Below are 13,637 nucleotides of genomic sequence, written 5' to 3'. Positions count from 1 at the left end.
CAATGCAAGCCGCCCCGTTCACTGACGAAGTTGCTTACTGCTGTTCCTGCCCGAGGAACTCCACCAGTTGCCCGCTTGCGCCGCGCAGGCGCTGGCTCATCAGCTTGGCGAGCCTGGCGAGGATGTGCACGGCAAGCACGGGCTTTTCCTTGATGATCCGCTGGTAATTTTCTTTCGTCAGCAACAGCAGCACGCTTTCCTGTGAGGCGATGCAGGTCGCCGAGCGCGGCTCGCCATCGATGATCGACATTTCGCCGATGGTCTTGCCGCGGGTGACGTTCACGATGCGTCGCGGCACACCTTCATGATCGTTCTTCAGGATATCGACTTCGCCCTTGACCAGCAGGCACATGTAGCTGCCGGCGTCGCCTTCATTGAAGACGACGGTGCCGGCTGCGACCTGGTAGCACTGCACATAAGCGGCAAGCGCCTGGATATCCTTCCAGTCGAAATCCGAGAACAGCTGCGTGTCGGCGATCATGTCGCAGATCTCGTCGCGAAAGGCGGCGCCCGCGCCCATCAGTTCAAAGCCATCCATGGAGTAGTCCGCCATCACCGCACCTCGCAATCGACATCCGGCGCGGTCTTTGCACTTCCGGTAGAGCCTTGCGGGCCGCTGGTGGAAGACAAGCCCGGCGGCGGGGTGAACTGGATGCCCGGGTCCGCCGGCAACAGGATCGGTGCCTGCGTGATGCTTGGCGAGAAGCCGAACTGACCGGCCGAGAAGTCATGCGATCCGCCGTTATTGCGCAGCACGATGGCGCCGTCCACGACCTGCACATACAGACCGGGCGCACGGCCATCGGATGCCTGCGCCACCGGCACGTAATCGGCGATGAAGATGGTGCCGCGGATGCCGATGGTCGCCGTCGGCGTGTTGACGCCCACACGTTCCTTGTTGCGCTTGCCTAGCAGACCGGTCACGGCACGCAGGCCGCCCTTGATCAGGCTGAAGGCGGCGCTGTCCTTTTCCGGCTGCGCCTCGTCATAGGCAAAGCTGTCGATCTTCAGCTGCGAGTTCGGCCGCAGCGTGATCTCGCTGTTGTCAATGAACTTGATCCGCGCGTAGGTTTCCTTTTCGCTGATCAGCGTGTCGCCCTGTTCCACAGTCGACTTTTGCGCCAGGACCATCACCGTGCCGTCTGCCTTTTTCGCCAGCAAGGGGCCGCTCAGGTGGGTGACGGTGCCCGCCACTTCACCTGCCCATGCCGATACCGCTGTCAGCAATGACGCCAGCAACAGCAGCAGGAAGCAAGGCGCATTAGTTGCAGTACATTTTCTTGGCAGCTTCATTTGTCTTCGCTCCGTTGTCGTTCGTTGCTGCACCCGTCTGGTTCACTTCCTGCTCGTCGTCTGCGTTGTCGCTGCTCTGCGTGCCAGTGGCACTTGTCGCCGCTCCTGCTCCCGCGTCCGCGCCCGTGACGGCCGTCGGAAGAAGACTCGTGGCTGCTGTGGTGGTCGATGTGACTGTATTGGTGACGGATGCAAGCTGCGCGTCGATCGACGGGGAAGCAACCGCGACGCCGTTCACCAATTTCGTCACGGACGAGCCAACGACGCTGCCACTGCCCAGGATGGCGGTGCCTGCATCCAGCGTGATGGCACCAGTTGTGGTTACGTTTCCGTTGACCACAATTGCGCCGGGTGCCTTTACCCTCACGTCGCCGCTTACTGCGTCGATGCCCGGATTGATCGGGTCCAACGCATCGATACTGATGTCTCCCGCGACGGTGCTGAGCGAAACATTGCCGCCGCCGGACCATATGCCGTAAATGCCATAGTCACCGTTGTCGAGTTCATTGCCGAGGAGATCGGCCACGCTGAATGTCTTCGAGTTTGCGAAGGTGAAGTCACCGCCCCAGGTTTCCGCAGTCAACATAGTCACGGAGTTGGCCGGATTGGACAGATTGACTGTGCCATGCGCGACGACGCCGAGGTCGTGCACATCGATTGCGCCGCTCTGGCTCACCCCCGCCGCGGACAGGAGGCCGATGCGTTGCGTAATGCCATTGCGGTCGGTAAGCAGGCCGGCTCCGGTATTGGTGATGCCAGCAACATGAATCGGCCCAGCTGTCACGCCATCTTCACGTCCAATGCCGATGGTGTGCGCCGCGACGCGGTGCAGGTTGACCACGTTCAGGCAAGGCGACAGCGCACAGGTGACCGACCCGACGGTAATGGCTCGGCCCACCGTCACGGGCGCGATGTCGGCCAGGGCGCCCGTGACGGTGCTGTTCAACGCCAGGCTATCCGCCTCAAGCGTTACTTCGCCGGTGCCGGCGTTGACGGTCTGGTTGATCGCAAGCGATCCGCCAGAACCGACCGTCAGCCAGATTTCCTGGTTATTGGCTGTGATCCCCGAGATCCCATCCAGTGCGCCTACTTCCAGGCTGGTGCCACTGTACAGCTCGAACAGGCCGCTCCCCAGCCCACTACGATGAAGGTCGGCCGCAACGCGGGTGACCATGTTTCCGGTATCCCACAGCTGGACCGGGCCGACCGTTTTCAGCACCAGTCCGCCGCCGTTTGTGTTGATGGGGCTGCCGCCATTCTGGTTGATACCAAATCCTGAATCGGATTCCAGCACGATGTGGCGCGTCGAACTGGGCGATCCGGTGAGCCGGATGCCGCTCGTCAAATCAACATTGCTGGCGGTCAGCAAATTGCTGGAGCGGTAACGGAAGTCGCCAACGGTAGCCGTACCCGCGACCACGCCGGTGGCATTAGCCTCCGTAAGCGTCACCGAAGTACCGGTCGCCTGCACTGCCGAGGCACCCGCGATGATTGCCCCGGCCTGCTGCGTGATCGCGCCACCGGTCGTCATGCTAAGCCCGTTGAACACATGTTCCAGCGCCCCGCCCGGCCCGGAGAAGAGCGGTGCAGCGATATGGATGCCGCCAGTGTTGGCCGAATTGCCGATGCGCAGCACGCCTGCACGCACGCTGTTCAGGTCCGCCGCCGACAAGGCCAGCATGTTGGTGATGGCATCGTCATTGCTGCCCAAGACGATCGACGGTAAGGCGGTAAAGGGCGCGAGCGTGACGGTATTGCTGCCGGCGTTGATCGTTCCCAGCAACGACATGTTGTCCGCCGTGAGCGAAACCGGACTGCCCCAGCTGTTGATTTCCGAACCAACCGGCATGCTGATGGATGCTTCCATTCCTTTCGACAGCACGTTGACTGCACCACCATACAGCCGCCCTGCGGCCGTGAAGGTGATATCGCCGCCCGCCGTGACATCGACGTTGGCATTACCGGCGCTGACCGTATTGTTGATGCCGATCGAGCCGCTCGATCGCAGCGTCACCGCGCCATCGCCGGCATTGATGCGACCGAGGTTTAGTGTGGCAAACCACGGGGTCGAAGCTGTGCCAGCTTCGATCAGGATGGATCCACCGTTAAAAGTCTCGAATGCCAGGTCCGCGCCATGTATGCTGCCGGTCAGATCGATACCACCGCCGGTGGAATTGTCGCCCGATCCGTTACGGGTGCGCATCGTCAGGTTGCGCCCGTTGGCCAGCCGTATCGCGCCACCGTCGAATGCACCGGACACCGAGATGTTGTTGGTCGCTTCCAGCACGATGTCGGCCGTGGTGCTTTGCGCCTGGATTTCGGACTGGTAGAGAACAGACATGGTCGGCGTCGCATTATAGAAAATTGCCCCCTCACCAGTGCTCAATCCTGTTCCGCTAAAGCCCGCCGAACCCGCGTATGCATCACCGGCACCAGTACCACCGATAATCGTCAGACTCGCCGGATCCAGCAGCAGCGTGCCGGTCTTGCCGTTTGCCGCAGTAAGGTCCGCCAGCGCGCGGTATTCCAGATCCTGTTTGCCTGAGACCTCGACAAAGCCGCCGTTGCCCGATTGCGCTCCGCCGCGCGCGGAGATCTTGCCGAAGGCGCGCGTGGTGTTGTCGGACCAGATGATCACCTTGCCGCCATCGCCGCTGTCGGTCGCATCCGCCTTGATTTCCGCATCATTGCCGACATACGCATACTGCGCGTTCTGTACGCCTGTGTTCTTGCCCTGGAAGTCGCCACCGACGAGCACCGTGCCGCCGCCCTGCCGGCCGCTAGCGTCGACCGTGGCGTCACCCACCATGCCGACGCGCTCGCCGAGGATATGGATCTCGCCGCCGGCGCCCGCGCCGGTAGCACTGGTGCGGCTGCCCGCATCGAGGATGGTGTCCTTGCTGGCCTTGAACACGATCTTGCCGTTTTCGCCGACCACCGCGCTGTCCGCGCTCACCAGCCCGCGCTGGTGGATCAGCGCGCCGTAGATACCGGCCTTGCCGCCTTGCGCCACGATCTGGCCGAGGTTCACGGCCTCGCTTTCGGGCGCGCTGATGACGACATGCAGGTCGGGATTGGCGGAATCAACCAGTTGCACCGACTGTCCCGCCGCCAGCAAGACTTCGCCATTCGGCGAGGTGATGATGCCGCTGTTCTCCACGTTCGGCGCGATCAGGTAGACCCGTCCGCCGGCGGGCGTGGTGATCGCGCCCTGGTTCTGCAGCTTGCCCGCCTTGTCGCCGGCGGCGAAATTCATCCTGCCGTTCAGGAAGTCTTCGTTGCTGATGTTGAGCGTCGACGCCACAAGACCGTTCACATCGATCTGCGCCCCCTGTCCGAACAGGATGCCGTTGGGGTTGACCAGAAACACGCGGCCGTTCGATTGCAATGCGCCAAGGATCTGCGACGGATCCTGCCCGACGATGCGATTGAGCACCGCGCTGTCCGCGCTTTGCTGGATGAAACGCGTAACTTCGCCGGCATTGATGGAGAAGCTCTGCCAGTTGATGATCGCACCCGGCGTATTGGTCACCGACAGTACGTTGCCCTGGTTGTTGAACGTAGCCTGGCCGTTCACAACCTGCGCACCTGTCGGGTTTGCGACTGCGCCGGGCGCAACAAAGGCGGACGCAAAGCAGCCGGCGATCAATGCCGGCAGCAGGCGCCGGCGCAGGGTCAGTGCCTTGCGCGCGGCAAGCCGGTCACGTGTGGCGGCGTTGGATGTCATGTTGTCTCTCCCACTTCGTTCAGTACGTCACGCCCAGCTTGACGTGCAGTCGCTTGTCGGCCTTGCCTTCGCTGCCGCCGGCGTCAACCACTTGCGCGTAATCCATCTGCAGCGACATGTTTTTTTCGATCGTCATGCGCCATCCCAGGCCGACGCTGCCGATCGAGGCGCGTGCCGATTCGCCAGGAAGCGGGTCATTGCGCCGCACCCGGGCAGTGTCGTAGAACGCAAGCGCGCGGCACTGTGCCGTCACGCGCTCGATGCCGGTGCACAGGTTGGGGGTATACAGCTCCGCGCTCAGCAGGTGGCCGACATCGTTGGAAATGTCGCGTTCCTGGAAACCGCGCACCGTGCTCGCGCCGCCGGCGCCGAATTGTTCGCCCGGGATGAGGCGGTCGGAAGAGTACTGTCCGGAGAAGCTGACCCGCCCCTGCCAGTCGTTCGGCAAGGCATGCGCATAGGCAGCGCTGTAACGCAGGATGTCGTAGGAGGAATCCGCGCCGGCGCGCACGAGGTTGAATGCCGCGCGGTCGCCCTTGTCGCCACCCGGGACGTTGTGCGAGGCCGCCAGGCTGAAGCTGATCTCGCTGCGCGGCAGCGTCCATCCACCAACATAAGCCACGCTCAGCGGATGCACCGTCACATCGTTGCCAAGCTGGATCCCTTGCAGCAGCACGTTATTGCGGTAGGCCTTGTAATCGAGCCCGACCATCAGTTTGGACTCATAGTCGCCGGCGCGACGCAGATTATGGTTGTAGCGCACTCCGTACACCGCCCCCTTGCCGCTGACTTGCAGGTCAACAATGCCTGCCAGAACGGCACCGGAATCCACATCCGAATAGCTGGCATACAGATCAACCGAATCGCCCAGGCTGTACAGCGGGATGTGGTAGCCGAGGCCGTACACATTCACCCGGCTCGGTTCTTCAATGGTCGTGGTGTACTGCAGCCCCAGCACATGGTCGCGACCGGCAATGTTTGCGTGCTGGTACTGCACGGTCAGGTAAGTATCGCCGGTGACTTCGGTACCGTTGTTGTCCACCGTGGCGCCGATCTTCCACGGCTTGTCGTCGACCACCTTCAGAGTGGCGTCCACTTCGTCTTCCTGCGCGCCGCTCTGCAATTGCAGCGTGACCTTCTTGGCCGGATTCTCATTGACCAGCTTCAGGCTGGACGACACATCGGCAATATTCGGCGTCTGCCCTTCCTGCAGTCCCGGCAGGCCCTGGCGGATGTTGGCCTCGTCGAAAGTCCGGTTGCCCTGCACCCGCACCTTGCCGAGCTTCGCCTCGACCACGCGCAGCTGTACCACGCCCTGGTTCAGCTCCTGCTCCGGCAATACCACTTGCACGACGTTGTAGCCAAGCCGCTGATAGGCGCGCTCGAGCGCCTCCAGCGCCATCTGGACATGGCCGAAGTTGCGATTTTTTCCAGTGTAAGGCGCAAGCAGTGCCTCGACGGCCCGGTCGGACAGCAGCGTATTGCCCTGCACCGAAAAGCCTGTGATTTCAAAGCGCCCGACCGCGTCCTGTTCGTCGGCCGCCGCAGGAAAAATGGAAAGGATGAGTGCCGCGCCGGCGACGAGCCGCGATAGATGATGTCTCATGGCATTGTATTTCTTGGAGGAATTCCATTTTTGCGGGCGCTGCTTGCATAGCCCTTACACCCGTCACGACTGGACAATTTGGCATGGCGCAAGCACAGCACTTGCCTGTTAGAAACTATAGCCCAGCGTCGCCACGAAACCGCCATAAATTGCCGTTTTTGTATCCACTTTTTTATTCGGTGTCGCTCCAAGATTCACGGCACCTGGTGCGACCGTCGCGCCATCCTGTCCGTCGGCACACATCATTCACCTGAAAAAAACCGGACGGGCTGCCCGCAACCGGAACCCGCATGCAATGTCCTAGTCATATCAAAACGACTTCATCCACACACAGCCGTTGACCGTCTTCAAATAGAAAACAGGCGGCCGGTGGCATATTGGTTTGCGTCACTCGACACATCAACGCTTGTTCAAAGGAAGGCCTAGGGATGGGGCGCATCAGCAACCTTTTACATCAAGCGAGTGGTGGCTTGTGGGCGGACCGGATGAGCGCCGGCACTTCCTATCTGATCCGGTTCACTCTCCTCTTCGGCATCTATTTCGTCGTCGCGCGGTTTTCACTGAACTTTGTCGTCGGCTCCGCGCTGGTGAGTCCGCTGTGGCCGCCGGCTGCGATCGCGCTGTGCGCCTGCCTTGCGTGGGGCCTGCGCATGGCGCCTGCGGTCTGGCTCGGCGAGCTGATGGTGCTGCTGGCGATAGACAAGCCCATGGCCACCGCCGTCATGGCCGGCCTCGGCGCCAGCCTCGAAGCATGCGCCGCCGCTTACCTGGTACAGCGGCTCTATGGCGCACGGACTGACTTCATCCATCGCGGCACGGCATTCCGTTTTATCGGCATTGCGCTTGCCACCGCCGTCATCGGCGCCACCGCAGGCACGGCAGGCATGGCGATTGCCGGGGATAACGCGACGTCCGCGCATATCGCACTCACATGGCTGACATGGTGGATCGGCAATGCCACCGGCATGATCATCATCGCTCCCCTCATCCTGGCCTGGAACGTCGCGGCGGGGGTCCACTGGCATCGCTCCAAGATCGCCGAAGCGCTGGCATTTGCCGTGATGCTGCTCGCGGTGCCGCAGCTCGCCTTCGGCGGGCAGTTCGGCAACTGGCCGGTTGCCTATCTGTCAATCCCGCTTTTCCTGTGGGCCGCATTCCGATTCAATCTCGCTGCGGTCGCGTGGACAACCGCCGTCATCTGCGCCATCGCCGTCTGGAATACCGCGGCAGGCAACGGCCCGTTTGCCAGCAACGACCTGAACGACTCCCTGTTGCTGCTGATGATCTACATCAGCGTCGTCGGCAGCATGGGACTGGTGCTTGCCAACCTGGTGCAACAGGCCCGGGAGGTGGAGCATCAGCTGGAAGCGGAACGCGACAGCCTGGAGCAGCGCGTGCAGGAGCGGACCGATGCGCTGAAGGCCAACATCGAAATGCGCATGCAGATCGCGGAGCAGCTGGCCGAAGCGCAACACCTGGCGCAGCTTGGCAGCTGGAACTGGGAGAGCACAGGAAAGAAACTCACCTGGTCGGATGAGCTGTACTGGATCTTCGGCGTGGACAAGGAGCGCTTCGTGGTGACGCCGGACAGTTTCCGCTCGCTGATTCACCAGGATGATGCTGATGCGGTCAACCGCGCCATCGACGAGGTGCGCGCCACGGGCAAGCCGTTCCAGATGGAGTACCGCATCGTGCCGCCCGGCCAGCAGCCACGCATCGTCTCCGCCCGCGGGCAAGGCACGAAAGATGCAAGTGGCGTCGTGACCCGCATCTTCGGCACCTTGCAGGATGTCACGGCCCCCCGGCTGGCGGAAGCGTCGCTGCGCGAGGCGGAGGAACGTTACCGTGCACTCGTCGAATTGTCCCCGGACGCCATCTTCGTACAGCAGGATGAAGTGTTTGTCTTCGCTAACCGCGCTGCCGTGGACCTGCTGCGTGCCGTCGACACGGAAAGGGTCATCGGCAAGCCGATATACGAAATCCTGCATCCGGATTTCCACGACATCTCGCGTGCGCGCATTTCCTGTCTGCAGAAAGGCGAGGCATTGCCCGCCATCGAGGAGAAGCTTCTGCGTTTCGACGGCAGCGTGGTGGACGTGGAAGTGAATTCGTCGCCCTTCCTGCACAAGGGCCGCTTTGCCACGCTGTTCATCGTGCGCGACATCACCGAACGCAAGACGTCGCTTGAGCAGATGGCGTATCTCGCCCATTACGATTCGCTGACGGGCTTGCCGAACCGCACGCTGTTCCATCAGCGGCTCGAACATGCGCTCAGCATCGCGGAGCGGCCGGAACGCTCGCTGGAGATCATGTTCCTCGACCTGGACCGCTTCAAGAACATCAACGACACGCTCGGCCATGCCGTCGGCGACATGGTGCTGCAGGAAACGGCGCTGCGCCTGCAAGGCATCCTGCGTGAATCGGATACCGTTGCCCGCCTCGGCGGCGACGAGTTCGTCGTGCTGGTGGAAAACGTCGACGAGCCGCATCGCGGCGGCATCATCGCCGAGAAGATCCTCGCCGCCTTCCGCCCGCCCTTCCTGAGCGACAAGAACCCGCTGACCATCAGCACCAGCATCGGCATCAGCAGCTTTCCCAGCGACGGCACTGACGCCGATACGCTGCTGAAGAAAGCCGACATTGCGATGTACCGCGCCAAGGAATCCGGCCGCAACAGCTACCGCTACTATTCCGCCGAAATGAACCAGCATGCGGCGGAACGGCTGGCGCTGGAAAACGCGCTCAGCCATGCCATCGAACACAACCAGTTGTCCCTGCATTACCAGCCCAAGATCGACATCCTCACCAACCGCATCACCGGCATGGAAGCCCTGCTGCGCTGGAACCACCCGACCATGGGCGCCATCTCGCCCGACCGCTTCATTCCCGTCGCGGAAGAAAGCGGCCTGATCAACCCCATCGGCTACTGGGCGCTGCGCGCCGCCTGCCAGCAGAACAAGCAATGGCAGCTGAACAGCCCGGCGCGGCTGAAAGTCGCCGTCAACCTCTGCCCGCGCCAGCTCAATGACGACAATTTGCTGCCGAACATCGAAGCCATCCTCGCCGACACAGAGCTCGATCCTGCCTACCTCGAGCTCGAGATCACCGAACGCGCCATCATGGATGATCCCGAGAAATCGGTGCGCGTGCTCAACGCCCTGCGCGACATGGGCATCACCATCGCCCTCGACGACTTCGGCATCGGCTATTCATCCCTGTCCCACTTGAAGCGCTTCCCGATCCGCGCCGTCAAGATCGACCGCTCCTTCGTCCAAGGCCTCCCCTTCAACCAGGGCGACACCGCCATCACCAAAGCCATCATCGGCCTCGCCCACAGTCTCGAATGCAGCGTCATCGCCGAAGGCGCCGAAACCCAGCAGCAATACGACTTCCTGCGCGAACACGACTGCGACAGCGTGCAGGGACATTACTTCAGCGAAGCAATGCCGGCGGAGAACTTTGGGGATTTGATCAGGGTGCAGGCGAAGCTGCATATGCATTGAGAACGAAGGAAATTGGACGCCCTCACCGAAGGACACTCAGATAATGCCGGGTAGCGCATAGGCTATGCATTTCCGCTTCTGACGCTGCCAAAAAAAGACATCGGCAAAGCGGACAAAGAAGCGAAACATGTCTGAGCCGAAGGCGAGTTGGTTTCGCTTCCCGCTTTGCCGATGTCTTTTTTGGGAACCCCGCAGGGGCAGCGGCTGCGCGGTCGCACCTCGGCGGCTCCCTTCTTTTGCTTACTTTTCTTGGCGAGACAAGAAAAGTGAGCGGCCGCCGGGCCGCCCCCGGCAAGCATCCACGGAGAAACTATCGCGTTGAATCAGCGAAGATAAACACCGAGTAGAAGAAAGAACTACCCCTTCCTCCAAACCAACATCCGATTATTCGCCGGCATCCCCACATCCCTCTCCAACACCAACCCATTCTCCCCCGCCACCCCATCCACCTCCTCAAATCCCCGAATCCCCATATGCGCTCCCTGCGCCCTCAACGACATATCAAACAACGCATTGCTCTCGCTAGTAAACTTCCCGCCATAATTGAACGGCCCGTACACACACATCACCCCGCCCTGCCGCAACACGCGCGCCACACCGGCAAACATCGCCCGCACCTCCTCCCACGCCATGATGTGACAGGTATTGGCGGCAAACACCGCGTCGAACGGACCTGCAGGCCAGTCTCGGGACTTCACGTCCAGCGCCACCGGGCGCAATACATTCGGCAGGCCCGCCTCGTCCAGCCAAGCCTGGATGCTGGCATGGCTGTGGCTTCCCGGCACATCGCTCGGTTGCCAGGTCAGGTGCGGCAGATGCGCGCCGAAGTAAACCGCGTGCTGCCCGGTGCCGCTGCCGATCTCCAGCACCGCGGCCGGGGCAGGCAGCACCTCGCGCAATACGGCAAGTATGGGTTCGCGGTTACGCTCGCAGGCGGCAGAGAATTGTCTGGTCATGATGGATGCTGCCTCAAGTGAAAGAACTCGCTATTGTCGCAGCCCCGGCGCCTGCTCACCGCCGTACACCGCCTCCAGCAGCTGCGCCATGCGTTGACGCATGCGCGTCACATGTGACCCTTCCCAGTACACCTGCGCACAGCCCTGGCATTCATAAAACCGTTCGTACGCGTTGCGGCTGTGATGCGGCACGCGATGCGCGATGTCGGACTTCGGCACCACCCGCAGCGTGCCGTTGCAGCTCAGGCAGCGGCTGAAGGCGCGCGCCGACTGTGCCAGCTTGAAGCGGCTGACCACCTCGACCAGCTGCGCATCCCCCGCCACCGCATGCAGGTAGCATCCGCGTACGATCTCCTTGCGGATCAGCAGGTCGCGGTCGCGCGTGAGCACGATGCGGTCATCACTCGCGGCGATGCGCGCGACTTCCGCATCGCTGAAGTCGTTCCGGTACAGGACATCAAAGCCCAGCATGCGCAGATGCTTCGCAAGCTGCCCCAGATGCGCATCGGCGATGAATCTTTCGTTTCCCTGCAAGGGTGGCCGCAAGCGCACGGCGGGACTGATGTCGATGACGCCGAACGCCGGATAGACGCTGACGCGGTCGCCGTCGCACAGCCGGTACGAAAAGTCCACCGATTCGCCATTGACGACGAGCAGCTCCACTTCGGTATGCGGCACGCCAAACGCCTCGACCATGTGCTTGACGCTCGCGTCGCGCGAACAAGGCCGGCTGAAACTGCGCTGACGCAGCGCTGGTGTCAGGAAGTTGTTCAGCTCGGCATAAAAACGGAATTGCGCAGTGACCACGATGAAAAACCCTAACGGGTCGCGGCACGCAGCGGCTTGGTCGCACGTCCCGTCTGCCGTGCGCCCGGCCGCGCCACGGGCACCGTCGCCTGCGCCTGCCCGGCAACGGCTACCAGCAACGCCAACTGCTGCCTGGAGTCGCCCATCCGCTCACCGGCAAACCGGATCAGTTGCGACTGCAGGCCGGTGGCGATCGTCACGATGTAGTAGCCATAGTCAAAGGCGCGTCTCGCGTTGGGCGCGAGCTGTGCACAGGCAAGCGCAAGCAGCTGTTTCAGGTCCTGCGCCAACAGAAGTTGACGGGCCGCAAAGTTTGACTGCTCCAGCGTGGCACGCGCCATGTTGATGTTCAGTCCGGCAAATTCCTGCATGCCCTGCATTGCGCCGGCCGCGAGCATTGCGTTGGTGTCGATGTGCTGTTCAAGCTGGGCGCCGACAGCACGGAATAGCTGTTCATGGAGGGAATGCATGCAAGCTCCGTCCGCAACAAATTTTCAAACCTGGTACCCGGCACATGCAACCAAGACCGCCGGTACCTCGCAAGAACCCGTCCGGGCTCGCTGCGACATAGGCGAATAGAAAGTGAGAACGCCGGACAGGTTCTCATACTGCACGCAACGGCAGGCCATGCGTGTATTGCGCCCCCCTTCTTCCACGTCCTGCTTGAGTTGCGTCAAAGCGGAGGACATGCATCATTTTTCCGTGAAACTTGTCTAAGAGGCTGTTTGATGCCTTTCTGGCAGGTGCGCAGTTGCGCTTCTGCGGGGCGACAAGGAGCTTCATGGCTTACAAAACCATCCTGGTGCACGTGGATGAATCCTCGCACGCCGGCGAGCGCATCAAGATAGCCGCAGCGATCGCGATGACGCAGAAAGCGCACCTGATCGGTACGGCAGTGACGGGCGCGTCGCGCTATCTGGTGCAGACGCGCATGCTGGCGGAGCTTGATCCCAACCTGCGTACCCATCTGGACTTCCTGCGGCAACGGGCACGCCGCGGCTTGGACGATTTCGAGGCGGCGGTGCAAATGCTGGGGCTGAAGTCATTTGAAAAGCGTCTGGTGGACGACGAGGCAGGCGGCGGTATTTGCCTGCAGGCACGCTACGCCAACCTTGTTGTGATTGGGCAGAACGACCCGAACGAGATTTCACCCGTCACGATGCCGGACTTTCCGCAATATGTCGTGATGAATTCCGGGCGACCGGTGTTGATCGTGCCGCATGCCGGCCGATTCGACAATATCGGCGGCCGCGTGCTGATCGCATGGAATGCGAGCATGGAAGCAACACGCGCCATCGCCAGCGCCATGCCCTTGCTCGAGCGCGCGCAAAAGGTGGAGATCGTCGTATTCAACGCGCGCACGCAGGCCCAGGCGTATGGGCCGCGGCCGGGGCCGGACATGATGGAGTTCCTCGCGCGGCACGACATCAAGGCGGAAGTATTGCTGCGCGAGTTCGACCATGTAGGTGATGCGCTGCTGTCGCTGGCAGGCGACCGCGGTGCCGACCTGATCATCATGGGTGGCTACGGGCACAACCGGTTTCGCGAGATCCTGCTGGGCGGCGTGACACGCACGATGCTCGCCTCAATGACCGTGCCGGTGCTGATGTCGAACTGATGAGCTCGCCGCAACTAGCATTAATTGATGCAGCGACTGGTGCAGTAACAACCGCAGCAACGTCCGCAGTAGCGACCGCAGTATCTGCCGCACTCACTGTCACACCAAAGACTGTCTGGGGAGAACA

At 61.9% G+C, this 13,637-nt stretch carries 9 protein-coding genes; 2 read left to right on the top strand and 7 right to left on the bottom strand.

Annotation, left to right across the window (positions count from 1 at the left end):
• Positions 1-34 precede the first annotated feature (34 nt).
• The 4 genes from ACYVIA_RS14785 to ACYVIA_RS14770 are packed head-to-tail and all read right to left on the bottom strand — an operon-like array spanning position 35 to position 6,626.
• Positions 35-553, bottom strand: a complete 519-nt coding sequence (locus tag ACYVIA_RS14785; protein ID WP_460842043.1) for a Crp/Fnr family transcriptional regulator — start codon at positions 551-553, stop codon at positions 35-37.
• Positions 553-1,293, bottom strand: a complete 741-nt coding sequence (locus ACYVIA_RS14780; RefSeq protein ID WP_460842041.1) for a FecR family protein — start codon at positions 1,291-1,293, stop codon at positions 553-555. The genes ACYVIA_RS14785 and ACYVIA_RS14780 overlap by 1 nt, the downstream gene beginning before the upstream one ends.
• Entirely contained in the window at positions 1,262-5,020 is a 3,759-nt protein-coding gene (locus ACYVIA_RS14775) for a two-partner secretion domain-containing protein (RefSeq protein ID WP_460842039.1), read from the bottom strand. Before ACYVIA_RS14775 ends, ACYVIA_RS14780 begins: the two co-directional genes overlap by 32 nt.
• Before the next feature lie 19 nt (positions 5,021-5,039).
• Positions 5,040-6,626, bottom strand: a complete 1,587-nt coding sequence (locus ACYVIA_RS14770) for a ShlB/FhaC/HecB family hemolysin secretion/activation protein (protein ID WP_460842038.1) — start codon at positions 6,624-6,626, stop codon at positions 5,040-5,042.
• Between the two features lie 485 nt (positions 6,627-7,111).
• Here ACYVIA_RS14770 and ACYVIA_RS14765 point away from each other — a divergent pair, with 485 nt between their 5' ends.
• Positions 7,112-10,129 carry a bifunctional diguanylate cyclase/phosphodiesterase gene (locus ACYVIA_RS14765; protein WP_460842036.1) on the top strand — a complete coding sequence of 1,006 codons (3,018 nt, stop codon included), beginning with the start codon at positions 7,112-7,114 and terminating at the stop codon, positions 10,127-10,129.
• Positions 10,130-10,485: 356 nt separating this feature from the next.
• Here ACYVIA_RS14765 and ACYVIA_RS14760 read toward each other — a convergent pair whose 3' ends face one another.
• The 3 genes from ACYVIA_RS14760 to phaP are packed head-to-tail and all read right to left on the bottom strand — an operon-like array spanning position 10,486 to position 12,362.
• Positions 10,486-11,085 (bottom strand): DUF938 domain-containing protein, encoded by a 600-nt coding sequence (locus tag ACYVIA_RS14760; RefSeq protein ID WP_460842033.1) that lies wholly within the window; start codon positions 11,083-11,085, stop codon positions 10,486-10,488.
• A gap of 30 nt (positions 11,086-11,115) precedes the next feature.
• On the bottom strand, positions 11,116-11,892 hold the full coding sequence (locus tag ACYVIA_RS14755) for a Mut7-C RNAse domain-containing protein (protein WP_460842031.1): 777 nt from the start codon (positions 11,890-11,892) through the stop codon (positions 11,116-11,118).
• Between the two features lie 11 nt (positions 11,893-11,903).
• Complete coding sequence (gene phaP / locus ACYVIA_RS14750) at positions 11,904-12,362, bottom strand: TIGR01841 family phasin (RefSeq protein ID WP_460842029.1); 459 nt, start codon at positions 12,360-12,362, stop codon at positions 11,904-11,906.
• A 311-nt stretch (positions 12,363-12,673) separates the two neighbouring features.
• Between phaP and ACYVIA_RS14745 the strand changes: the two genes are divergently transcribed.
• A complete protein-coding gene (locus tag ACYVIA_RS14745) occupies positions 12,674-13,510 on the top strand; it encodes a universal stress protein (RefSeq protein ID WP_460842027.1) in 837 nt (278 codons plus the stop codon).
• Positions 13,511-13,637 lie beyond the last annotated feature (127 nt).

Source organism: Noviherbaspirillum agri (assembly GCF_054780595.1).
Note: the sequence above shows the minus strand (reverse complement) of the source record. Positions and strands in the feature narration are given on the sequence as shown.

What these genes read in the sequence shown, in the direction of transcription:
- ACYVIA_RS14760 (WP_460842033.1), bottom strand. Translation starts at nt 11,085, where the DNA reads ATGACCAGACAATTCTCTGCCGCCTGCGAGCGTAACCGCGAACCCATA.
- ACYVIA_RS14775 (WP_460842039.1), bottom strand. Translation starts at nt 5,020, where the DNA reads ATGACATCCAACGCCGCCACACGTGACCGGCTTGCCGCGCGCAAGGCA.
- ACYVIA_RS14770 (WP_460842038.1), bottom strand. Translation starts at nt 6,626, where the DNA reads ATGAGACATCATCTATCGCGGCTCGTCGCCGGCGCGGCACTCATCCTT.
- phaP (WP_460842029.1), bottom strand. Translation starts at nt 12,362, where the DNA reads ATGCATTCCCTCCATGAACAGCTATTCCGTGCTGTCGGCGCCCAGCTT.
- ACYVIA_RS14765 (WP_460842036.1), top strand. Translation starts at nt 7,112, where the DNA reads ATGAGCGCCGGCACTTCCTATCTGATCCGGTTCACTCTCCTCTTCGGC.
- ACYVIA_RS14780 (WP_460842041.1), bottom strand. Translation starts at nt 1,293, where the DNA reads ATGAAGCTGCCAAGAAAATGTACTGCAACTAATGCGCCTTGCTTCCTG.
- ACYVIA_RS14745 (WP_460842027.1), top strand. Translation starts at nt 12,674, where the DNA reads ATGGCTTACAAAACCATCCTGGTGCACGTGGATGAATCCTCGCACGCC.
- ACYVIA_RS14785 (WP_460842043.1), bottom strand. Translation starts at nt 553, where the DNA reads ATGGCGGACTACTCCATGGATGGCTTTGAACTGATGGGCGCGGGCGCC.